Origin of the sequence: Marinomonas sp. (genome assembly GCF_039940335.1) — a bacterium.
Lineage (GTDB): Bacteria > Pseudomonadota > Gammaproteobacteria > Pseudomonadales > Marinomonadaceae > Marinomonas.
Genome location: NZ_JBDVGW010000012.1, coordinates 419,157 through 442,663, shown reverse-complemented (window position 1 = coordinate 442,663; position 23,507 = coordinate 419,157). Strand labels below are relative to the sequence as shown.

The window sequence follows — 23,507 nt, the reverse complement described above, 5'->3', positions numbered from 1 at the left end:
AGAGAGATAATGAGTAACACAACTCAAAGCAAAAAAGGCATTATGATTTGCGGCCATGGTAGCCGCGATAAAGACGCAGAACGCGAATTCGGCCTAGTGGCTGAAGGCTTGAGGGCTCGTTATCCAGAGTTGCCTGTCGAATACGGTTTTTTAGAATTTTCGGCCCCAAATATACACATGGGTTTGAACCGATTAGTAGAAAAAGGCGTTGAGGAAATCTACGCTGTGCCAGGCATGTTGTTTGCGGCGACGCATGCTAAAAATGATATTCCTTCCGTATTGACCACCTATGAAGAAAAACACCCAGGTTTAAAGGTCACTTACGGTCGTGAGCTTGGTTTGCAAGACGACATGATCGACGCCTTCCAAGCACGTATTTACGAGTCTATGGGGCTTGATCCAGAAACACCACCAGAAAACTTATACGACACTCTGCTGGTGGTAGTTGGTCGGGGTACGTCTGACACCTCGGCTAACGCAGAAGCCGCGAAATTGACCCGTATCGTTAACGAAAACATGGGCTTTGGCTGGGCTGATACGGTTTATTCTGGAGTAACTTATCCATCGGTTGGCGTCGGACTTGAGAAGCTAATGAAGCTGGGCTACAAGCGTATTGTGGTCGCGCCTTACTTCTTGTTCACTGGCCGTCTAATTAAGCGTATTCAGGGCTATGTGGACAAAGTTGCTGGAGAAAACCCTGGAATTGAATTTATACAAACGCCTTATTTGAATGACCATGCGAAAGTGATCGATGCGTTCCAGAACCGTGTAGAAGAAATTATGCAAGGGGAGTACGAATCGATCAGTGAGGAAACCCTGATGAACTCGTTTAAACGTCGTTTGGCAGCAGGGGAGGTGGATGTACATCACCACCACGCCGAGTTTGTCGATCCTCAAGACGATACTCAAGGCTTGTCTCATGCTGATCTCAGTCATGACCATGACCACTCGCATGATCACGGACACAGCCACGATCACAGTCATTCGCATGACCATGGACACAGCCATGGGCACGATCATTCTCATCATGGCCACTCCCACGGCGTTTACAAACACATTGGTCACCCTATGGGGCCAAGAACCATGATTGGCGAAGGTGTCTGCTGTTGCTTCATGGGCCAATTTACCGATGAAATCCTAGCGGAAGAAAAAGACAAAATCGACGCGGACTGCACCCAAACCGCTTTTGCTCACCGCAAATAGTTGAAAGGGTTTAGTCAGCGATTGCGCTGGCTAAACCCTTGATTCGCTCCATTTCTAAGCTTTCAACTTCACGGCTGATTTTTCTGCCTTTTTGTTAACTTCCAGCCACACTTCAAAACTATCACGTCATTCGCTTGCGCCTGTCTCGTGCCTCGACGCGTCAGCGCGAATACTCGTGACAGCTACTCGTTAATTTCATACTAATCACTCTGTGCCTAATTAAGACAGGCATGCTTACAAGCCTTCAAATACAAGGGCTGAACTTTTCTATTAGGCCGCTATCATGTTACTCATTTGCGTCTGCCTGTACTTTGACCTATCGGTGAGGATCTCTTCGATATGTTCACATAACGCTTACCTTGAATTTTTAAAAAATGCCAAAATTCAGATAATAAGTGGCCGATTATTTGCTTGATAATCACTTGTTTTTAAAATGAGAATTTATGATGAATAAAAATGATACGGCTTTACTTAGCATTTTGGTTCAAGACGCACGTGCTTCCTTTGCAGACATTGCGCGACAATTGAATATTTCCCGCGCGCATGCTCGATCAAGGGTTAAAGCTTTAGTCGATGACGGGGTTATCGAAAAGTTTACGGCGGTTGTTAACCCTGAAAAACTAGGCAAGGTAATCTCAACATTTATTGATCTTAAGGTAGCCCCTCAGCATATTGAGAGTGTGGCAGAAGAGCTGGCAGCGAAACAAGAAGTTGTTAGTCTTTACATTATGACGGATTTAAGAAGCTTACATATTCACACATTGACTGATAGCTATGAAGCATTCGATCATTTTGCGAAGAATTTTCTGTTCGGGCGAGAAGAAATTATTTCAGTTGAGTGTGGCAGCCTATTAAAGCGAGTTAAGCATAGGCGTGGCGGGGCAAGACTGTAAGGAAAATGTTTTACGCCATATCTTGGTGCGAAATTCGGATAAGTGCATTCGTTATACATGTGATACCTAAAGTTAAGTTAATGATTACATTTGAATAAGAAATAAATGGATTTGTAATCAAATAGAATACAAATGTATGGTTTTTTGTTCTTTAGTCGTGAATCAATAACTGTGTTTATTGCCATAATAGGGCGCTAAAGAATATAGTTATTGATCGTTATTTTTTTGATTTAATCCATATTTATCAATAGCTTATTTGTTTTTATGTGTTTTGGCACGCTCTCTGCAAAACAAAAGTTTATAAGAGTCGATACGATCGACATTTTTAAACTCAAATGTAAAGGGCATAAATATGGCTAATAGTAGACGTCAATTCCTAGGTAATGCACTTGCTGCAACTGTAGCAGGGGCAGCTGTTGCTACTCCATCTATCGTTCAAGCTCATAGCAAGGATGCTTTTAATATGAGAATGACGAACGCTTATCCACCAGGGTCACCATTTTATGTTCAAGGGCCAGGTAGCCCGATGGATTTTTGTAAAAAAGTAGAAGAAATGTCTGGAGGACGCCTTAACATCCAACATTTTGCCGCAGGAGAGCTCTTGCCTGCGTTAGAAGGCTTTAATGCTGTTTCGAGTGGCACAATTGAAATGAACGCCGCAAATGCATACTTTTGGGCAGGAAAAATACCTGCGGCACAGTTTTTTACAACGGTTCCGTTTGGGTTAAATACGCAAGGAATGAATGCTTGGTTGTACCACGGTGGTGGTATGGAGCTATGGCATGAAATTTATGAACCTCATGGTTTAGTTGCCTTTCCTATGGGTAATACTGGTGTTCAAATGACTGGCTGGTTTAGAAATCCAGTAGAGACAGTTGCAGATTTGAAAGGTCTAAAAATGCGCATTCCAGGCCTAGCGGGTAAAGTTTATAGTGAGCTAGGTGTGACCGTGCGTTTATTGCCTGGTGGTGAAATATTCCCCGCGTTAGAGCGTGGAGTTATTGATGCCGCTGAGTTTGTTGGACCGTATCAAGATAGACGTTTAGGGCTTCATAAAGCCGCTAAGTACTATTATACAACGGGTTGGCACGAGCCAACAAACGTCACAGAGTTATTGATCAATAAAGAGGTTTGGGAGTCATTACCGAAAGATTTGCAAATGATCGTGAAAATGGCGGCTCAAGCCAGTGTAACAGAAAGCTTGTCTTGGTCAGAGTCTGTGAATGCAGAAGCCCTGGCGGACTTGGTACAAAATGAAGGAGTTATTGCTCAGCCATTACCTCAGGAAATAGTCACTAGTCTAAAAGAAGCCACATTTGATACCTTATCAAGTATGGCGGCAGCAGACCCACAGACTAAGAAAGTTTATGACTCCTTTATGGCATTTAAAGAAAAACATGCTTCTTGGGCGGCTCTTAGTGAGAAGCCATTCTTAAATCTGTAAACGGATGATCCTATGAAATCCCTTATTCAATTTATTGAAAAAGTGGTTGAGGGGTTTGGCGGGTTAGCACGTTTGTGCGTGCTAACCCTTGTTTTACTCGTCGCCACCAATGTTATTTTACGTTACTTATTTTCTATCGGACCCGTTTCCCTACAAGAGCTTGAATGGCACCTCATTTCACCAATCGCATTGATTGGCTTGTCCTACTCAATGAAGCATCGAGCAGATGTTCGAGTTGATATTTTCTACGATAAATTTTCAATGCGTAAGCAAGGGATAATTGACTTAATTACTGCTTTAGCGACGATTGCTATCGGTGTTTATATCGCATGGCTTGGCATTAAATATGTAGGTCAATCTTATCGTTTACAAGAAGGGTCTCCAGATCCAGGTGGGTTACCGATGCGCTATTTACTTAAAGCATTTATACCAATAGGTTTTAGTTTGTTAGTTTTGCAAGGTATTGCGGACACTTTAAGGGCATTATTAAAGATTACCGAACCAACAAGTGAGACGATTGAAGCAGTAGAAAGAGAGGCAATATGATGGGTAATGAATGGGTCATTTTAGGAATGATCGCTGGTTTCTTGTCGATGATGATAATAGGTATTCCTGTTGCAATATCCTTAGCTGTTTCTGGTTTTGTGGCGGGATATATAGGTTTTGGACCGTTTCTTTTTAACCTAATGCCTGCTCGATTGTATGGCGTTGTAACAAACTACACGTTGCTCGCTATCCCATTATTTGTGTTTATGGGGGTAATGCTAGAAAAGTCTCGTGTCGCTGAAGATATGCTCGAAACGATTGGCAAGGCCATGGGTGGCGTCAATGGGGGGATGGGGCTAGCGATCATTTTGGTTGGTGTTTTAATGGGGGCTTCAACGGGGATTGTTGGTGCAACGGTTGTAACAGTAGGATTACTTACGCTACCGGTATTAATGAGGCGAGGCTATCACCCTAGTGTGGCGTGCGGGACGATTTGTGCGTCAGGAACCTTAGGTCAAATAATACCTCCAAGCTTAGTGTTAATCCTGTTATCCGATATCGTAGGTGAGTCGGTTGGGACATTATTTGCGGCAGCATTTATACCAGGTTTAGTATTGGCTGTTATTTATATATTGTATTTATTGCTGTTAGGTTATATCAAACCTGAACTTGTCCCTGCGATTCCTAAAGAAGAAAGAGCGCTCACTAGTCGCTCTCAACTATTAAAAGACTTATTACGTAATGTATGTCCTCCTCTACTCCTTGTTGTGGCGGTTCTTGGTTCTATTGTCGGAGGTGTTGCCGCCCCGACAGAAGCCGCATCAATGGGCGCATTAGGGGCGATTTTGTTAGCTGTATCAATGAATCGACTGAACTGGACACTGTTAAAAGAAGCCTTGCATGGCACCCTAACAATCTCTGCAATGGTTTTTTTCATATTGTTGTGTGCACAACCATTTTCTTTAGCCTTTAGAGGGCTGGGTGGTGAGCAGATGGTTCACGGTTTTTTTGAAATGCTACCAGGGGGCGAGTTTGGGGCCATTATATTTTTGATGGTTCTTCTCTTTATACTAGGCTTCTTCCTAGAATGGATTGAAATATCTTACATTGCATTACCTATGTTTTTACCCGTATTTAGTAGCTATGGTACAGACATGGTTTGGTTGGCTATTTTGGTCGCAATGAACTTACAAATGTCTTTCTTAACGCCTCCATTTGGTTGGGCTCTTTTCTTTCTAAAAGGGGTTGTTCCTCCGGGTATATCAATCAAAGATATTTATTTAGGTGCGTTACCATTTGTTGCTTTGCAATTATGTGCCTTACTTCTGCTATTTAATTTTCCAAGTATTGCAACTTGGTTGCCTCAAGCAATCGGTTGGTAAGGAAAGCTTAAATAATAAAAAGCGCAAAAAGGTAATAAAAAACCTCAATTGGCTCGCCATTGAGGTTTTTTATTCATTGCGATGTACAAATCAGACACTCTTTCGTGCCGGAGACTGATAGTGTAATAAAGCAAGCGTACCTGTGTGTCCAAGACTGAGGTAGTGGAGCAATGTGTTTCGATAAAATGAGGCTTGTGCATAATCTAAAGCCTTGATAAAAAGAAGCCTTTAGAGTGTCCTTGGTTTGATGTACAAACGTTTCATTTGAGCCATTATTTTAAATTTTAAGGAGAGGGTAATTTGCCAAAAGTCAGCACCCCTGATACATCGCTAGTAAAGCAGTTGCATACTTTAGTTTTCAGCGATGTAGAAACAAAAAATATTCTAGATTTAGCTTTTGAAAAGGCGTTGGCCATTTTTGATGAACCTGAATACTCCCAGCCTTTTGTCTCCTATAATATCCCTATCACACATTTTGCTAAATCACTTAATAAGTCGGAGCAATCGATGATTGCCTTGTGCCGTGTATTCATTTTACGTGCTGGTTGTAAAATGCCTCGACCTGAAATTCATCGAAACAGCGTCCAGCGCTTAGTGTCTTTTAAGGGGCAAGGAAGCATCTACTCTGCTACCCCTGGTGGTGTGGATATGACCTTTAAAGAGTGCGCTATTGTGAGCCCCGATGTAAATGACTCAGAAGATCCTATGAATTGCTGGGATGTGGTGCCTGAAAATACTTGGCATTTTCCTCAGGCGGATGCAGGCCAAGACTGGTTCACAGTAACCTTCCACAGTGCAACAGAAGACGCCATAGTGGATGAGTATTGGGACGCAGAGACGTAAAGTTATATTTGCCCTTGATAGGCTATTGAGGGCTATTTTAGCCACGCACAGGTTTTTGTCGTTTTAAAACACCATTCAATACGAACCCAAATTAGGTCGTTCCTTTTTCGCTCTAACGAAAATATCTCTGATGTCTACTCTAGGAGACTTATCATTTAGGGAATATGTAGCAATTTTATGTTTCATCTTGACGCTTTTACGTCGTGTTGAGTGAAGATGGTTTATATCTTGTTGGAATATAAAATAATATTTATAGATGTTTTTGTTTAATGCAGGGCGTCGATAGTTTGTACGTTCTAACATCTGTATCTAGGACGAAAAATTAGTGCGCTCAAATAGAGTGCATCACTTTATGTGATATACCGCTTTAATCTTGCTACAAAGATGCGTCATCTCCCCAATACAAGGCATTAACGCTCGTAGATAGTGCGGCATCATTATTCGTGAAAATTTCTTGTAAAGTCTGCTAATTGATCCGTTGTAATTTGGTGTTGCTTTTTTGGCAACGCATCGACAATTCTAAAGCAACTTAGAAAGGCGTTTTATAAAAAGGTCATTGAATAAAGTACATCTACTAATAAATGGAGTCTTGAATGAATAACACCTCTGGCTTATTAAGCTTACTGTTGAATTGGCGGCTGCATTTAGTTGTTGTCATAGTATCGGTTCTGTCTGAATTGATTGGGATTCAAAGCATTCCAGTTGCAAACGCCAAACTACTGTTCTTACCGTTGTTTTACGCCTTTGCAATTTGTTTGTTTATGAACCCAAACATAACAAAGTTCTCGCAAAAGGTTCTGACAAAGAAAAGTGCGTCAGTTGCCGCACCGCTGATCGTTATCGGTATTCTGCCTTTCATTGCCAAATTTGGAACATTGATTGGGCCAGCTTTACCAAAAATTGCAGAAGCTGGCGGAGCCATGATTCTTCAAGAGATTGGTAATTTGGGAACCATGCTAATCGCCATGCCGATCGCCGTGTTGGTCTTTAAAATGGGGCGTGAAGCAATTGGTGCAACGCACTCTATCGCCCGTGAGCCGAATATCGCTTTAATCTCTGATCGCTACGGCCTGAAGAGTAAAGAAGGGATTGGTGTGATGGGGGTTTATGTGATGGGAACTATGTTTGGAACCATCTACTTCTCCTTAATGGCTGGTTTTTTAGCAACAACCGATTGGTTCGACCCAAGAGCGTTGGCTATGGCTTGTGGTGTCGGAAGTGGCAGTATGACAGCCGCGTGTTCAGGTACTTTAGCGTCAGCACATCCAGAAATGAAAGATGAGCTCTTGGCGTTTGCTGGGGCGAGTAATTTATTGACGAATGCCACGGGTCTATATGTCGCAATATTTATTGCTCTACCTTTCTCTGAATGGTTCTACAAAAAATTATCGGGCGAGAAAGCCGTTGATATAAGCACGAAAGAGGCAAAATAAAATGAATTCTAGCATCGAAAACTCAGCTGAAGAAAAAGTAGAAGAAACAATCCTGACATTAAAAGAAAACCTTATAGCACTGGCCGTGATCTCATTGGTTAGCTTGGTGAGTAATTGGGCCGGAACCGGTATTAGTCCAATTGAAACGCTTCCAGCCATGATCATCATTTATGCTATGGTGGTTATTGGCGTGTTGCTGGCCAAATTTATTCCGATTGGATTTCCAGCAGTGGCTTGGGTGTCATTAGTGAGTGTTGCCTTAACCATTCCTATGTCACCGGTTTCTGCGGTTATTTTGGCTGAGCTTAAAAACATTAGTTTCCTCGCTATGGTTACCCCCATTCTGGCTTATGCGGCCATTGCTATCACCAAAATGGAAGTCGACCTGTTCAAACGTTCAGGGTTTAAAATAGCCATCATTTCAATTTTAGTTTTCACAGGCACATACGTTGGCTCAGTTATCGTTGCCGACGCTCTGTTGTAAACCCTCCCCGCCATGCCTTTAAAATAATGTCTTAATGGGCATGGCGGATGTTTTATAGGACGAATGTCATGGATCAAGCTATAGGTGTTATCGGACTCGGAAATATGGGCAGTAATATGGCTGCTACCTTGGTCCGAAAAGGGTTTTCTGTTTGTGGGTTTGATTTATCAAGTGATGCTCGAGGCATGGCCAGTGAGCGCGGAATAGAATGTGTTGATGACATAACGAAACTCACAGCTAAGTGTTCCATTCTTATTTTATCCTTACCTAAGGCCGAGCATGTCGAAGCTGTTTGCTTAGGCGCGCAAGGGTTAATTCATTTTTTGCCTGCCAATGCCATTGTTATCGATACGACGACCTCTGTTCCAGAAACCAGTCGTAGAGTTGGAGAGAAACTCGCTGAAAATGACATAGCATTTCTTGATGCCCCTGTATCAGGTGGGCCTGCTGGCGCAGCTGCAGGTACTATGGCGATGGTCATAGGAGGCGATGAAAAAATTTACCAGTCTGTCCTACCGATACTTGAGGCGATGAGTCGAGTACGGGTGCATGTGGGGGATATCGGTGCAGGTAATATTGCCAAAATTGCGAATAATATGCTCGCCGCGGCACACTTAGTGACCACCGCTGAAGCACTTACTTTGGCGGAAAAAGCCGGTGTGGATCCGGAGAAAGTTTTGCAAGCTATTAACGCCGGTTCAGGGCGAAGTGCGGCAAGTGAAGCAATGTTCCCAACTTGGGTAATGAATAAAGCTTACGATTCCGGTTTCACCATGGGCTTGATGCGTAAAGACATAGGTTTGGCAAAAGATTTAGCACAAGAGTTGGATTTAAATTTACCTATGACGTTGCAAACCGAAAAATTGTGGCAAGCAAGTTCTTCAGTTATTTCTGATGATAAGGATTTTTGTTGCATCGCCCAATATACCAATGCGGATCTATTTGGCTAAGGGAGACGATTTATGACAGCAGATTACCAACGTATTATTCAGCGCTATTGGAGCAATACAGACAGTGTTCCAAGTTTCGTTGATGGTGAATTTGTCTATGGTTCAGGTGAAGACATTGTTATTTATGATGCTCACAATGGTGATGAACGATTACGTTACCCAGACGCTGATACATCGATAATTCAGGCGGCAGATGTCGCAGCGACTGAGGCCGGTAAAAGCTGGTGGAGTTTAACAGCGCAAGGGCGTGGGCAAGTGATGTATCGGATTGGCGCAAAAATCCGAGAAAATTTGGAGGAGCTTGCTTTAGTAGAATGTTATTCCGCCAATAAGCCGATCCGTGATGCCAAAGTAGAAGTGCAAAAAGTCGCTGAAATGTTTGAGTACTACGCAGGTTGGAGCGATAAACTGCATGGGGAAGTTATTCCTGTTCCTACTTCACACCTAAATTATGTGAAATACGAACCTCTTGGGACCGTATTACAAATTACCCCCTGGAATGCACCAATATTTACGTGTGGCTGGCAGCTTGCGCCTGCTATTGCGGCAGGTAATGCTGTCATTCTTAAACCCTCTGAACTCACGCCAGTTTCATCGCTTTTAGTCGCCGCTTTAGCCTATGAAGCAGGCGTCCCCAAAGGGTTGATTAATGTGATAGCAGGCTATGGTCATACCGCGGGTCAAATGGCGATTAAGCAAGCGAAAATTCGAAAGATCGTATTTGTAGGGTCACCAGCAACAGGTAAACGTATTGCCGTTTCTGCGGCTGAACAAGGTGTTCCTTGTGTGCTGGAGCTTGGCGGCAAGTCCGCAAATATTGTCTTTGATGATGCGGATTTGGACTTGGCCGTCAAAGGGGCGCAAGCGGCCATCTTTTCGGGGGCGGGTCAAAGTTGTGTGTCAGGTTCTCGATTATTAGTGCAAGAAAGTATTTATGGTCGTTTTTGTGACGCCGTCGCACAGGCGTCAAAACAATTCATCATTGGGGATCCAAGCGATGCCCAGACTCAAATCGGCCCCATCCACAATTTAAAACAATATCAGCATGTGAAGCACATGCTAACGGTCGCACAGCAAGAAGGTGCGGTTTTACTTGAAAACGGCCATCCAGGTGTGGACGAAAGTGAAGGCTATTATGTTGCGCCAAGCCTTTTAAAAGGGGCGAATAATATGGTCTGTGCTCAGGAAGAAATTTTTGGCCCTGTGGTGGTCGCTATTCCTTTTAAAGATGAAGAGGATGCTATTGCTATAGCCAATGACAGCCGTTTTGGCTTAGCCGGTGCGGTCTGGACCAGAGATGTTGGTCGGGCGCACCGAGTGGCCGATCAAGTGAAGGCTGGTACTTTCTGGATTAATAGCTACAAAACTATTCATGTATCCTCACCTTTTGGAGGTTATGGCGAGAGTGGCTATGGTCGATCTTCTGGGCTCGACGCCCTAAGAGAATACAGTGAAATTAAAAGTGTCTGGGTGGAAACAGCGAAAACACCTGCGGCGAACTTTGGATACAGTGCAAATTTGGAATGATAATGATTGATATGGAACAGCTTGTTGCGGATGCAACGACATGGAGAAGAGGTTTTCATCAACATCCAGAACTCGGATTTAATGAGTATCAAACCTCTCAACAAGTAGCCGATTTACTGCACGGTTTTGGTATCGAGGTTCATACCGAAATAGGTGTAACAGGTGTGGTAGGAGTCCTTAAAAATGGTGACGGACCAAGTATTGGATTAAGAGCAGATATGGACGCCTTGCCCATTCAAGAGTTAGGGTGCATTGACCACAAATCCCAACATAAAGGTTGTATGCATGCCTGTGGTCATGACGGGCATACCGCAATGCTATTAGGTGCGGCACGTTATCTGGCGGCAACCAAGCCTTTTAGCGGTACGGTATATTTTATTTTTCAACCGGCCGAAGAAAATCTTGGCGGCGCTCAGAAAATGATTGAAGATGGCTTGTTTGAACGCTTTCCGATGGAAGCTGTGTACGGACTACACAATTGGCCTGGCTTACCTGCTGGAGAAATCGCCGTGAATGATGGTGCAATGATGGCCTCATTAGACACTTTCGATATTCAGGTAACGGGTAAGGGGTGTCACGCAGCGATGCCACATATGGGGATTGACCCTATCGTTGCTGCTTCGGAATTAGTGTTACGTTTACAAACCATTGTTTCTAGGCATGTATCTCCTCTAGAGTCAGCTGTACTCAGTGTTACTATGTTTAACAGTGGTGAAGCAATTAATGTACTGCCTGAATCGGCTTCTCTACAAGGAACCGTGCGGTGTTTGAACGCTCAAGTACGTAAGCAAGTTGAACAGTTGATGACGGAATATGTCGCCAGCTATGATATGGCGCCGGGCCTACAAGTATCGTTAACCTTTAATCGGGGTTATCCTGTGACAACGAATCATCCCGCTAATGCGGCTATCATATATGATGTAGCTAAAAAACAATGTGGGGATTCAAAAGCGCACCATAATCTCCAGCCTTCAATGGCATCGGAAGACTTTGCGTTTATGTTGGAAAAATGTCCCGGCGCTTATTTTTGGCTTGGTGTTGACGAAGGGGAGTCCGTAGCGCTTCATAACCCATATTACGACTTCAACGATAAAGTCATTGAAGTCGCGATTAAGTTTTGGTGTGAATTGGTAAAGCAGCAACTACCTCGTTAGTGATATTAATGTTGTCGTATTGTAGAAAAGGTAGCCAGTTGCTTAGGCTACCTTTTTTATAGCTTAAACTCACAGTAGTGCTTTATTAAGGCGAATAAATGAAAGACATCAACCCGAAACGTTTAGCGTATTTTTATGAGGCTGTTTCGCTTGGCACCATTCGTTCAGCCGCAGATAAGCTAGGTATTGCACCTTCTGCGATTAGTCGCCAAATTACGCAACTTGAAGAAGAGTTGAATTGTATTTTAATTGAGCGGCATCGCAAAGGCGTTTGCCCAACAGAAGCGGGTGAATTGTTATTAAAATATTTTCGAGAAGCGACAGCAAATGAAGAAAGCTGCTTATCAGAACTAAGAGCATTAAAAGGACTAAAAACAGGCCACATATCTTTAGCGATTGGTGAAGGCTTTATTGGCGAAATCATGTCCAAAGTTCTACCTGCGTTTCAAGCTCAATATCCAGCCTTAACGCTATCGGTTCATGTGGCTGGGTCCAATGAGTTGATTCGCAAATTAGAAGAGGATGAAGCTCATCTAGGCGTTTTATTTCATCCTCCACACCATCATAAACTACGCTCTCATGAGGTCTCTTTACACCCTCTATGTGCCATTGTTCCACCGAATCATCCACTTGAAAGTATTGGCAGACCAGTGCACTTGGAAGACGTCATACCTTACCCTTTGGTGTTACAGGAAAAGGAATTTGGTGTTCGTCAATTGATTGGTGTTGCGGAGTTTAAACACCGAGTTCGTCTGTCTCCAGTTATGACCGTAAACTCATTTGCATTATTGAAAGAGTTTGTTCTCTCAGATATGGGTATCACGATACTGCCTGAATTTGTGGTTCGACGAGAACTTAATGATAAAACTGTAATTTCCCTACCTATAGAAGACCCCATTTTGTCTTCAGGTGAAGTTCATATAGCGACACGGCTTGGCCGACAATTAACGGAAGCACCTCTAGCATTATTAAAGCATTTGCAGTTATGGTTACGAGACTTCCAAGCTCATTAAACAGTAAAAACACATAAGGAACTTAAGGTGGCCATTAGCTTATTTGACCTGTTTAAAGTGGGAGTAGGACCTTCAAGTTCCCATACCGTTGGCCCTATGATAGCCGCTAATCAGTTTGCGCATCAGCTTGAAAAGTTAGGCCTAATACCTCAATTAGAACGTTTGAAGATTGATCTGTATGGTTCTCTCGGAGCAACAGGAAAAGGGCATGGTACAGGTACAGCGGTATTAATGGGCCTAGAAGGTGAGATACCCGAAAGCATAGATACTCTCATGGTAAATGAGCGAGTGTCAGCCATCGAAAAAAATGCCCAAATACATCTGTTAGGCCATAAAGAAATCCCCATGCAGGTTGGAAATGATCTGATTTATCACCGCATCGACCGATTAGATTTTCATGCCAATGGCATGACTCTTATTGCCTACGATAAACACTTGCAAGTCTTGCATAAGGCCACTTTCTACTCGGTGGGAGGCGGCTTCATTGTTGAGGAAGATGACCAAGGTAAGGTCTGCTTGGTTGAGGATACTACCCAGCTTCCCCACGAATTTCATGATGCGAAAACCTTATTAAGACTTTGCGAGCAAGAAAACAAAGGTATTGCCGAATTAATGATGGAAAATGAGAAAGTCTGGCGGACTGAAGAGTCTATCCAGCAAGGAATTTTGGGGATTTGGTCTGTCATGCAAGCCTGCGTCACTCTTGGAACAGAGCGTGAAGGTATCTTGCCGGGTGGCTTAAAAGTTAAACGTCGTGCTCCGAGTCTTTATAGAGATCTCAACTCAAAAAGCAAAATGGACCTTATAACCCCTTCATTAGAAGCCATGGATTGGGTGAACCTTTATGCCTTAGCGGTTAATGAAGAAAATGCTGCCGGTGGACGAGTTGTTACGGCCCCGACAAATGGTGCTGCGGGCATAATCCCGGCAGTGTTGCATTATTATTGGCACTTTTGCACTGGCGCAAACAGTCAAGGCATCATTGATTTTTTTCTAACAGCAACCGCCATAGGTGTGTTGTTCAAAGAGAACGCTTCCATCTCTGGAGCAGAGGTCGGGTGCCAAGGAGAAGTAGGTTCAGCATGTGCTATGGCAGCGGCAGGGTTGGCGGCTGCAATGGGCGGCACACCAAAACAAATAGAAAATGCTGCTGAGATAGGAATGGAGCACAATTTAGGCTTAACGTGTGATCCTATCGGTGGATTAGTGCAAGTACCCTGTATTGAGCGAAATGCCATGGCGGCGATGAAAGCGATTAATTCAACGTCTATGGCGTTACGTGGCGATGGTAATCATCATGTTTCCTTAGATAAAGTGATTGCTACTATGCGAGCCACTGGACAGGATATGAATGATAAATACAAAGAGACATCACGAGGCGGCTTGGCGGTTAATGTGATCGAATGCTGATAATGTACACATCTACTATAAAACAAAAAGGCCAGAATAAAATTCTGGCCTTTTAATGGGGAGTGCTGTTAAACACATTCATAATGGAAACTATGAATGATGAATTGCATTGAATTGTGCTTGTAACTCAGAGTATTTCGTTTGGTAAGCGGCTTCTTTTTGAGCGTAAGTGCGAGCGCCGTCTAAGTTAACTTTAGTGTCAACGGCAACACCTTCATTTTTTAGCGTAGTCGCTAGAGCTTCAACGCCAGCTTTTGCAGTACGTACTTGCTCAATTGGGCTGTCGTCAGAGCTGTTGGCAAAAGCACTTGTGCTTAGTAGAGCGGCGGTGATAACGGCTAGAGTAGATTTAGTCAAAGTTTTCATAATATTCTTCCTTTCAAATTCTGTTTAATAAGTAAATTCGTGATGTCTATTGAGCGATTAAGAGTTTTGTTGGTTCAAAGCATCAAACTGTGCTTGTAACTCAGAGTATTTCGCTTGGTAAGCGGCTTCTTTTTGAGCGTAAGTGCGAGCGCCATCTAGATTAACGTTAGTGTTAACAGCAACGCCTTTGTCTTCTAGAGTATTCGCTAGGGCTTCAACACTTGCTTTTGCAGTGCGTACTTGCTCAATTGGGCTGTCGTCAGAGCTGTTGGCAAAAGCACTTGTGCTTAGTAGAGCGGCAGTGATAACGGCTAGAGTAGATTTAGTAAATGTTTTCATAATGTTTCTCCAATATATATTTAAAAAGTTTTTAACTGTTTAATTAGTTTGTTTGCTTTCGATGGAATATATAATAGCTCTTTTGATTTAAATAAAAAGGGCTTAGAGAGTGCTTCCATTTTTTATTCGTATAGAGAACAAATAGAATAAAAGGTGTCGTATTCACAAGAAATAATTAGTTATTAATTGAATGCGCAGGAAGTGTTTATAAAATTAATAAGAAATGTGCAATGAGGTGTGGATACTCGTAACAATGAGAAGGCTAAGGTGTTAATTTGTAAGAAAACACTTCATAAGTGCACGATGTCATCTTATTTCTTGTTTGAAAAATCGAGGAAAAACTTTTTAAAAGCATTGATTTAAGTTTTTTTGCTGGCAATCATCATGGCAATGTATATCTTCAAGTGCATAATAGACTTAAACTTTCCCATGAAGAGGTATCGGATATAGGTGGTAAAGAGATGAATGTAGCCTTAAAGACTTCCCCTCCAATGCAGAGTTGTGTGCAATCCAGGATTGCAGATGCCTATTTTTACGATGCTTGGCAGGTGAATGCTGCGTATCCAGAATTGGCGCCGTTAGAGCAGTATATTCGTGTAATGCAAGATACACCTAAATGGCTAGACAGTTTAATGAGGCTACGCAACGTATTAGGAGGCATTGTAGGTCTTAAGGATTTAGGCGTGTTTTCAGAGATTGAAGCGAATAAACCCGAGGCAAGTTATTCTATCGGTGATCGAGTGGGCATTTTTACCTTACTGGAAAGGCATGCTAACGAAGTTTTACTAGGAGATGAAGATAAGCATCTTAGTGTAGTGGTTTCGGTTTATATGGAGGAGGGCGGAGTATCAAGTGCAACTAAAGTGACCATTACCACATGTGTACATATTAAAAACTGTTTAGGAAAGTTATATATGCTGCCTGTAACACCAGTGCATTATCAGGTAGCTAGGCGAGTAACTCAGGCGGTAGGAGAGGTTTAGAGTTAGTCTTCCAAGATGTGTTCGTCTAATGTGTTAAACATTGATTTAAAATAAAAAAGGCCGGAATAATGATTCCGACCTTTTAATGGGGAGTGCTGTTAAACACATTCATAGTGGAAACTATGAATGATGAATTGCATTGAATTGTGCTTGAAGCTCAGAGTATTTCGCTTGGTAAGCGGCTTCTTTTTGAGCGTAAGTGCGAGCGTTGTCTAGGTTAACTTTTGTGTCAACGGCAACACCTTCATTTTTTAGCGTATTTGCTAGAGCTTCGACACCTGCTTTAGCTGTACGTACTTGCTCAATCGGGCTGTCGTCAGAGCTGTTTGCAAAAGCACTTGTGCTTAGTAGAGCGGCAGTGATAACGGCGAGAGTAGATTTAGTCAAAGTTTTCATAATATTCTTCCTTTCAAATTCTGTTTAATAAGTAAATTCGTGATGTCTATTGAGCGATTAAGAGTTTTGTTGGTTCAAGGCATCGAATTGTGCTTGAAGCTCAGAGTATTTCGCTTGGTAAACCGCTTCTTTCTGTGCGTAAGTGCGAGCACCGTCTAAGTTAACTTTGGTATCAACAGCAACACCTTCATTTTTTAGAGTCGTTGCTAGAGCTTCAACGCCAGCTTTAGCGGTACGTACTTGCTCAATTTGGCTGTCGTCAGAACTGTTTGCAAAAGCACTTGTGCTTAGTAGAGCGGCAGTGATAACGGCGAGAGTAGATTTAGTAAAAGTTTTCATAGTGATTCTCCAATATATATTTAAAAAGTTTTTAACTGTTTAATTAATTTGTTTGCTTTCGATGGAATATATAATAGCTCTTTTTATTTAAATAAAAAGAGCTCGAAGGGGGCTTCCATTTTTGATTCGTATAGATAAGAAATGGCTAGGAAATGGTCGTTTTCGCATCAATAATTCAAGTTAAATATAGAGTGAGTAATTAATGTTTATTAAATAAACAAGAATTGTGCACAAAACGGGTTGTTGAATGGGCTTATGTTCGTTTGTGTGTTAATGAGCAAGTAAAGTCGTTAAGTATGCATAATTACTACACTGTTTAACGCCATATTATGGAATGGAGGTCTAAAATTTTTTTGTACTGCGATGTTGACAGGTCTTTTGGTAGGGAAGAATTGCTAGACTTTGACAGCTAATTTCATTGATACAGGTTAGAAAGATTACGCCCTTATCGGCTAAAGGAGGGTAAAAGGCCTCTATGAAGCATAGGCGTAATCGATTGGACTAACTTAATACTCTAATTTTCACTAGATGCGAGTCAGCAGCTCGGCTTTTTTTGTGTTGTAGTCTTGTTCAGAGATAGCGCCGATCTCTTTTAATCTGGCAAGCTTTTCAATCAACTGAATCACATCATCAACACTAGAAGTAGTCATCATAGGTGCTTGGGATGCTTGGGGTTCTGGTTCAGGTGTATAACTTGGCTGAGCAAAGTTAGTGGTCGGTGCTGAGGCATTACCAGAAACGATTGGCAGTGAATTTACGCTTAAAGTGCCGTATTGGCTGCTAAAAGTAAGGGAGTTATCGCTACCTTGTTGTTGGCTAACACCACCAATGTTGTTGTCCAGTGTGTCGTAGACGGTCACTTGGCCATTTAACTCAACCGCTAAACGGTTAGGAAAGACCGCATAGCGCAGATTGTTCTGTGCGCCGCTGCTGAAAGGTTGACCAAGGTCACCCGGCCACCAAATCGAGCTTCCAGGCATACCCTGAGGAATCTCAGCAAATACTAACTGATTAGCCAGGCCATTCGCTAAGTCGTTACAAATATTGTCCACCGTCATTTTTAAGCCGTGATTAAACATATCACCGACCATTGTCATGCCACCACGCATCCATTGTCCGGAACCTCCAAGCTCAGGGCAGTTAAATTGCGCCATAGAGCCAGCACCATTATTTACACTGATCAACATATGCATGACAGCATCATAGCTAAGGTTATATTTTGCACTCAGATTATTGACCAGTTGCTGGCCGTAGTTGGTAAGGTTTTGCATAATTTCTTGCTCTCTTAAAAGTCATAAAGACACAGAGCTGTACTCATTTATACATTATAAACATGTATAAATGAGGAGATCAGCATCATGCTGATGGCAGGTTCCGTGGGTGTGCAGTTTAACACAGCTAAGAAGAACTAAATGTGACTGAATTGATTATTTTTAGATCAATCGGGTTTAGTGCTCCCCCTTGGCAATTATCCGCAAAGTAATAATGCCAAGGAGGGTGAATATTTAGTGGTGAGACGGTAAATATTTACTCATCAATACCAGCAAGTCATAGTGCTGCAAGATACTTAAACGCTCGTCTTCTTGTAAGCTAGTGAGTAAATGATCCAATGTAGGGCTGTGTTGAATTTGCCACTCAGCACATATTTTTGATCGTAAAATGCTTCCACCTTCCGCACTACTTGCTGCTCTTGGTAGTTGAGCAAGGTGCCAGTAATACAGCTTAGGATTGTCGAGTAAGCGTGAAAGTGCCGTGCGAGCGGGCAAGTCTTCCAGTTGCTGAGTTTGGTGCTGCAAAGATTGAACAATGTTATCGCTACGCTTTTCTTCTGGGGCTCTTAATAAACCTAGGTAACGAATGAGATTGCCTCTATTTTTACCACCACTTAGCCAAGATAAGGGAATGGATAACATTAGGCCGAAAGAGATGGGGAGCGACCAGTAAAAAAGCTCTTTACTTAAAAAGAGGGCACCACCAGCTAATGCGAAGCCTAGTAATGTATGGCTGCAATGAGCACGGCCGGTGGCTTGCCAAGAGTTGGCCCCATCATCCCGGGACTGAGGCTTCCAACCACTGTCTCGGCCACGCAAAATATCACACACCACTTGAAACTGAGAGAGCATCAAAATTGGCGCATAGAGAGCAGACAACAAGGTCTCAGCCAGAGTGCTGAGCGTCAGTAAAATGGGCCCACCAAACGCTAAGCAACGGCGAAAGCTCAGCAAGGCTGCCAGCCAGCCATAGAGCTTGGGCGCCAACACCAGAAACATGGACAGCATAAAGAGGGAACGGGCTTTTTCAAAATCAAAAACTGGCCAAGTTGGAAACAAAGACGGGTTCGCGAAATATTCTGGTCGCACAAAATAGGCCTGAACGGCCAGTGCGAAACCCACCGCGATCAGCAAGAACCAAAACACCGCACTTAAATAAGACATGATGCCCGAGACCAGGTGCACGCGGCTGGCAAAATGAAAGCCATTGGCGAACACAAAGGCTTTGTGTTGAAGGTTCCCTTGGCACCAACGACGGTCACGGACAATCACATCGATCAAAGATGGTGGGGCTTCCTCGTAAGAGGCTTGAAGATCGGTATCAAAACGCACCTCCCAACCTGCGCGTCTTAATAATGCTGCTTCCATGAAATCATGGCTCATGACATGGCCACCAAAAGGCGCCTTGCCTTCTAAAATTGGTAAAGCACAAGCTTGAGCAAATGCTTGGGTACGAATAATGGCGTTATGCCCCCAAAAATTTGAAGCATTACCGTGCCATGCAGCCAAACCTGCAGCATAGATGGGGCCAAAACAATGATTGGCAAATTGCTGAATACGACCATACAGCGTGTTGGCGCGGATCAGGGTGGGTAAGGTTTGAATTAAGCCAAGACCGGGTTCCGCTTGCATTCTTCGGCGCAAAGAGACTAAGCAATCAGCGCTCATTAAACTGTCCGCATCAAGCACTATCATGCATTCGTAGGCACCGCCAAAACGGCTCACCCAATCGGCAATGTTGCCAGCTTTACGTTCCTTATTGTTATGACGACGGCGGTAATAAACCGGACAAGCCGATGAGTCTTGATTCAATAGAGGCAGGAAACTCTCTTCTTCTTTGATCCAAGCATCCGCTTGATTGGTATCACTGAGAATAAAGAAAGCAAATTTTCCCGGAGCCCGTTTTAGTAGGTCTTCACGCATGGCTTGCAGACTTGCCCGAATGCGCATCGGATCTTCATTGTAGACCGGCAGTAGAATAGCCGTTACCGCATCACTTTCAAGCGCTTTGGGCTTAGGTTTGAATGGCCATAGCTGATACAACAAGCCTAAAGTAGCCTGAGAAAATGCGAAGGCAATCCAGCTAAAGTTAATGCAAAATAACACCAAAAATAGCCACTGCAACCCTGCGATACCATTGGTGCTCAGCACCAAGTACATTTCGCTGGCACCATAATAAGCAAGGCCCAATGACAGAGTGATCACAAACAGTCGCGCAAGCAAGGTAAACGCTGCGCGGTAACTGGTGCTCGACTTTAGTGCTTGGCGCGGTTCATTTACCTCGTGACGAGGCATAGAAATGGCGCTTTCGCTTGGCAAGGAAAGCAAGGCGTTTTTCGGATTACGAGACATTATTGCTCCTTCAACCATCGGTATAACCAGGTCGGAGCAATAGGCTTATCGTTCTGCTTTAATGCCACACGAAGTTCAGAGACATCGGCATTTTGAGGGTCGAAAGTAACGTAAACACGCACCCCTTTATTATGAGGATGTTTCACCACCAAGGCTTCTAAGATTTCCCCTTGGCTAATGGTAGCGTCCACACTAATAGTGTTGGGGTCTACATCCCCCATTTTATTGTAATCAATGACCACTTCAGGGTGCTGACCAAACAGCTTAGTGCCTTTGGCACTACGTACCACTCTCGGTTGATCCATCATAACCGGAGTGTCGTTGGACCAAGTCATCAGGTATTGGTAGGTGTATGATTCCCCTTGTTTGAAGCCACCTTTAGGTTGCCAATAAGCCACGATATTGTCATTCGATTCCGCATCCGATGGGATCTCTACCAACTCCACATGACCTTCACCCCAATCGTTTAAGGGCTTAATCCATGCGGATGGGCGCGACTCATAGGTGGCTTCTAAATCTTGATAATCATAGAAACTGCGTCGACGTTGGATTAGCCCAAAACCTTTAGGCGACTGGTCTGAAAAGGCGCTGACTTCCAGAGACTTAGGGTTATTCAGCGGCCGCCACAACATTTCGCCTTTCCCAGTGAGGATCTGTAAGCCTTCCGAGTCATGTACGGCTGGACGATAATCCGGAATATCTGAAGCGTCTAACGAGTTGTTGTGCATAAACATTGAAGTGAGAGGAGCGACCCCAACATGTTTCAAATTTACTCGAGGGAAGAGTGTTGCTTTTACATCCACTCGGGTTGGTTTACCGGGATAAATACCAAAACGATATGCCCCGGTCACACTCTTACTGTCCAATAAGGCGTGAACCACAATGGCATCTTGGCTTGAAGAAGGGCGTTCAATCCAAAACTGCGTAAACATTGGAAACTCTTCGCCCTTGGGTTGAGCCACATCCACCGCTAGACCACGAGCAGACAAACCGTAGCTTTGGCCTTTTGACACCGCACGGAAATAGCTTGCCCCTTGGAAGACAATAAATTCGTCGTTGTAATCTTCACGGTTAATAGGGTAGTGCAATCGCAACCCCGCGTATTTACCCACTTGCGAAATGAGTTGGTTGATCTCATCGTTGGGAGTTGAGAAAGAGTCAGGAGACATGATCAATGGAAAAGCTTTGCCATTTTCTACCACATTAATGGACACCAAATCTTTAAACAAAAAGCCTGGCGCAAAAAGCTGTACAGAAAACTTCGTTGGGGTGTTTCCCCAGACGGCTTGGTTCTGCTGAAAGTTAATTTGTCGGTAGGTGCTGTAATCCATATCTGTTAGCGCTTTAGGCGCTTTCGCTACAGGTTGCATGGGCACGTCCGCGAGTGATTTAGCAAGGTCGATCACACTCTGATGAGAAAATGCATAACCCTGCGATGTGACTTTCTCAGTTTGGTGCGTGACTTGGCCTTGCGGAACAGGCGCTTCTTTTTCTTCCGGTTGAGCATGAAGCGCAGCACTGAACAGGATGGATGCCATGGTTGAAACCGTGGAGGCCAACATGCTGGCTGACGAGGCTTTAGTCGATAAAAAATTTGTTAATCTCAAAGAACAACTCTCTTTATTTATGTGACTGGCTATGGACGATCACTGCCCATATGATGATTAATTTCTGTCTTAGTATCTTATAATAAAGTGTTGTAGATGTAGGGCTGCGGGGATCAGTAGAGTCAAAAGAATGAGCAGATAATATGTCAATATTGTCAGTAGAACTATCACAAAAAATAGAGGTTTTTAGGCGTTTTGTTCGAAAATAGTGAGGCTGAATTCACTGTTCGCTAGGAGGCTGTCAGCGCTTTTCTAGTGGCTCAAAAACCTTGGCGGTAAAAATAAGAAACCCGCTTTATGCTAGCCATAAAGCGGGTTTGTAAAGGCTCATTAAATGAAAAAATTAGCGCTTAGAGGGTAAAAGGGCGGTCGCCATCTTCGTCTTTAATACGTGTTGGTAAGCCCATATCGTTCAGTAAACCAAGGAAAGGTTTTGGGTCTAATTGTTCAACATTGCGCATTTCTTTAGCATCCCAAGTACCATTTGCAACAAGAATGGCCGCCGCAACAGGTGGCACCCCGGCCGTGTAAGAAATACCTTGGCTACCGACTTCATTGTAAGCATCTTTGTGGTCGGCCACGTTGTAAATAAAGACTTCTTTTTCTTTGCCGTCTTTAATGCCTTTCACCACATCACCAATACAAGTCTTACCGGTGTAATCCGGTGCAAGAGAAGATGGATCTGGCAGCACGGCTTTCACAACTTTTAATGGAACAACTTCAAGGCCTTCTGCTGTTTTAACTGGTTGCTCAGAAAGTAAGCCTAGGCTTTTTAGTACGGTAAATACATTAATGTAATGTTCACCAAAGCCCATCCAGAAGCGTACGTTCGGTACGTCTAGGTTTTGTGAAATAGAGTGCACTTCATCGTGACCTGTCATGTAAGCAGTTTGCTTACCTACCACAGGTAGGTCGTCGGTACGGCTAATTTCAAACATTTTGTTTTCTTGCCAAGCACGGTTTTGCCAAGAATAAACACGACCGGTAAATTCACGGAAGTTGATTTCTGGGTCAAAGTTAGTCGCGAAGTATTTACCATGGCTGCCCGCGTTGATATCAATAATATCAATGTCGCTAACAGAGTCGAAATAATCATTGTACGCCAAGGCTGCGTAGGCGTTTACCACACCTGGATCAAAGCCAACACCTAAAATAGCGGTAACGCCTTTGTCTTTACAAAGGTCGCGGCGTTTCCATTCATAGTTGGCATACCATGGAGGTGTTTCACAGATTTTTGCTGGGTCTTCATGAATCGCTGTATCTAGGTAAGCTGCACCTGTTTCAATACAAGCTTCTAGTACCGACATGTTAATAAAAGCAGAACCCACATTAATAACAATTTCAGATTGCGTGTCATTAATCAGTTTAACGGTTGCAGCAACATCTAATGCGTCTAGGGCGTATGCCTGAATGCGGCCCTCAACTTTCATACTGCCTTTGTCTAGGACACTGGATACAATATCGTCGCATTTCGCAACGCTGCGCGAGGCAATTGCGATATTGCCCAGTGTGTCATTGTGTTGGGCGCATTTGTGAGCCACTACGCGCGCCACACCTCCACCACCAATAATAAGGACATTTTTTTTCATAGTGTTTGTCTCTCCAAATACATAAATAGTCGTTAAACAGAGT

General features: G+C 43.4%; 22 protein-coding genes. 14 read left to right on the top strand and 8 right to left on the bottom strand.

Annotation, left to right across the window (positions count from 1 at the left end):
- Positions 1-9 precede the first annotated feature (9 nt).
- From ABJF92_RS09480 to ABJF92_RS09420, 13 genes are all read left to right on the top strand, one after another.
- Positions 10-1,203 carry a sirohydrochlorin chelatase gene (locus ABJF92_RS09480; protein ID WP_446815548.1) on the top strand — a complete coding sequence of 398 codons (1,194 nt, stop codon included), beginning with the start codon at positions 10-12 and terminating at the stop codon, positions 1,201-1,203.
- A 443-nt stretch (positions 1,204-1,646) separates the two neighbouring features.
- Positions 1,647-2,096, top strand: a complete 450-nt coding sequence (locus tag ABJF92_RS09475; RefSeq protein ID WP_446815547.1) for an Lrp/AsnC family transcriptional regulator — start codon at positions 1,647-1,649, stop codon at positions 2,094-2,096.
- A 352-nt stretch (positions 2,097-2,448) separates the two neighbouring features.
- Positions 2,449-3,540: a TRAP transporter substrate-binding protein gene (locus tag ABJF92_RS09470; RefSeq protein ID WP_446815546.1), complete on the top strand. Its 1,092-nt coding sequence runs from the start codon at positions 2,449-2,451 to the stop codon at positions 3,538-3,540.
- 12 nt (positions 3,541-3,552) lie between these two features.
- A complete protein-coding gene (locus ABJF92_RS09465; RefSeq protein ID WP_446815545.1) occupies positions 3,553-4,086 on the top strand; it encodes a TRAP transporter small permease subunit in 534 nt (177 codons plus the stop codon).
- Entirely contained in the window at positions 4,083-5,408 is a 1,326-nt protein-coding gene (locus ABJF92_RS09460; RefSeq protein WP_446815544.1) for a TRAP transporter large permease, read from the top strand. Before ABJF92_RS09465 ends, ABJF92_RS09460 begins: the two co-directional genes overlap by 4 nt.
- 300 nt (positions 5,409-5,708) lie before the next feature.
- Positions 5,709-6,251 carry a hypothetical protein gene (locus ABJF92_RS09455; protein ID WP_446815543.1) on the top strand — a complete coding sequence of 181 codons (543 nt, stop codon included), beginning with the start codon at positions 5,709-5,711 and terminating at the stop codon, positions 6,249-6,251.
- Positions 6,252-6,844: 593 nt separating this feature from the next.
- Positions 6,845-7,684 carry a DUF3100 domain-containing protein gene (locus ABJF92_RS09450; protein ID WP_446815542.1) on the top strand — a complete coding sequence of 280 codons (840 nt, stop codon included), beginning with the start codon at positions 6,845-6,847 and terminating at the stop codon, positions 7,682-7,684.
- 1 nt (position 7,685) lies between these two features.
- Entirely contained in the window at positions 7,686-8,168 is a 483-nt protein-coding gene (locus ABJF92_RS09445; RefSeq protein WP_446815541.1) for a hypothetical protein, read from the top strand.
- A 47-nt stretch (positions 8,169-8,215) separates the two neighbouring features.
- Positions 8,216-9,118 carry an NAD(P)-dependent oxidoreductase gene (locus ABJF92_RS09440; protein WP_446815540.1) on the top strand — a complete coding sequence of 301 codons (903 nt, stop codon included), beginning with the start codon at positions 8,216-8,218 and terminating at the stop codon, positions 9,116-9,118.
- A 12-nt stretch (positions 9,119-9,130) separates the two neighbouring features.
- Positions 9,131-10,645 carry an aldehyde dehydrogenase family protein gene (locus tag ABJF92_RS09435; protein ID WP_446815539.1) on the top strand — a complete coding sequence of 505 codons (1,515 nt, stop codon included), beginning with the start codon at positions 9,131-9,133 and terminating at the stop codon, positions 10,643-10,645.
- Between the two features lie 2 nt (positions 10,646-10,647).
- A complete protein-coding gene (locus ABJF92_RS09430; protein ID WP_446815538.1) occupies positions 10,648-11,799 on the top strand; it encodes a M20 aminoacylase family protein in 1,152 nt (383 codons plus the stop codon).
- A 98-nt stretch (positions 11,800-11,897) separates the two neighbouring features.
- On the top strand, positions 11,898-12,812 hold the full coding sequence (locus tag ABJF92_RS09425; RefSeq protein ID WP_446815537.1) for a LysR family transcriptional regulator: 915 nt from the start codon (positions 11,898-11,900) through the stop codon (positions 12,810-12,812).
- Positions 12,813-12,839: 27 nt separating this feature from the next.
- Positions 12,840-14,222: an L-serine ammonia-lyase gene (locus tag ABJF92_RS09420; RefSeq protein ID WP_446815536.1), complete on the top strand. Its 1,383-nt coding sequence runs from the start codon at positions 12,840-12,842 to the stop codon at positions 14,220-14,222.
- 90 nt (positions 14,223-14,312) lie between these two features.
- Here the strand turns inward: ABJF92_RS09420 and ABJF92_RS09415 are convergent, their stop codons facing one another.
- Both ABJF92_RS09415 and ABJF92_RS09410 read right to left on the bottom strand, forming a co-directional pair.
- Complete coding sequence (locus ABJF92_RS09415) at positions 14,313-14,588, bottom strand: hypothetical protein (RefSeq protein ID WP_446815535.1); 276 nt, start codon at positions 14,586-14,588, stop codon at positions 14,313-14,315.
- 57 nt (positions 14,589-14,645) lie between these two features.
- Positions 14,646-14,927 (bottom strand): hypothetical protein, encoded by a 282-nt coding sequence (locus ABJF92_RS09410; protein ID WP_446815534.1) that lies wholly within the window; start codon positions 14,925-14,927, stop codon positions 14,646-14,648.
- Between the two features lie 461 nt (positions 14,928-15,388).
- Here ABJF92_RS09410 and ABJF92_RS09405 point away from each other — a divergent pair, with 461 nt between their 5' ends.
- Complete coding sequence (locus tag ABJF92_RS09405; RefSeq protein WP_446815533.1) at positions 15,389-15,910, top strand: DUF2867 domain-containing protein; 522 nt, start codon at positions 15,389-15,391, stop codon at positions 15,908-15,910.
- Between the two features lie 120 nt (positions 15,911-16,030).
- Here the strand turns inward: ABJF92_RS09405 and ABJF92_RS09400 are convergent, their stop codons facing one another.
- The 6 genes from ABJF92_RS09400 to ABJF92_RS09375 form a co-directional block, all read right to left on the bottom strand.
- The gene (locus ABJF92_RS09400) at positions 16,031-16,306 is read right to left on the bottom strand and encodes a hypothetical protein (RefSeq protein ID WP_446815532.1); all 276 of its coding nucleotides are present in this window, start codon (positions 16,304-16,306) and stop codon (positions 16,031-16,033) included.
- Positions 16,307-16,363: 57 nt separating this feature from the next.
- On the bottom strand, positions 16,364-16,645 hold the full coding sequence (locus ABJF92_RS09395) for a hypothetical protein (RefSeq protein WP_446815531.1): 282 nt from the start codon (positions 16,643-16,645) through the stop codon (positions 16,364-16,366).
- 524 nt (positions 16,646-17,169) lie between these two features.
- Entirely contained in the window at positions 17,170-17,916 is a 747-nt protein-coding gene (locus tag ABJF92_RS09390; protein ID WP_446815530.1) for an SHOCT domain-containing protein, read from the bottom strand.
- Positions 17,917-18,150: 234 nt separating this feature from the next.
- Positions 18,151-20,268, bottom strand: a complete 2,118-nt coding sequence (mdoH, locus tag ABJF92_RS09385) for a glucans biosynthesis glucosyltransferase MdoH (RefSeq protein WP_446815529.1) — start codon at positions 20,266-20,268, stop codon at positions 18,151-18,153.
- Positions 20,268-21,875 (bottom strand): glucan biosynthesis protein G, encoded by a 1,608-nt coding sequence (locus ABJF92_RS09380; RefSeq protein WP_446815528.1) that lies wholly within the window; start codon positions 21,873-21,875, stop codon positions 20,268-20,270. Before ABJF92_RS09380 ends, mdoH begins: the two co-directional genes overlap by 1 nt.
- Before the next feature lie 350 nt (positions 21,876-22,225).
- Positions 22,226-23,464 carry a saccharopine dehydrogenase family protein gene (locus ABJF92_RS09375; RefSeq protein WP_446815527.1) on the bottom strand — a complete coding sequence of 413 codons (1,239 nt, stop codon included), beginning with the start codon at positions 23,462-23,464 and terminating at the stop codon, positions 22,226-22,228.
- Positions 23,465-23,507: the final 43 nt, after the last annotated feature.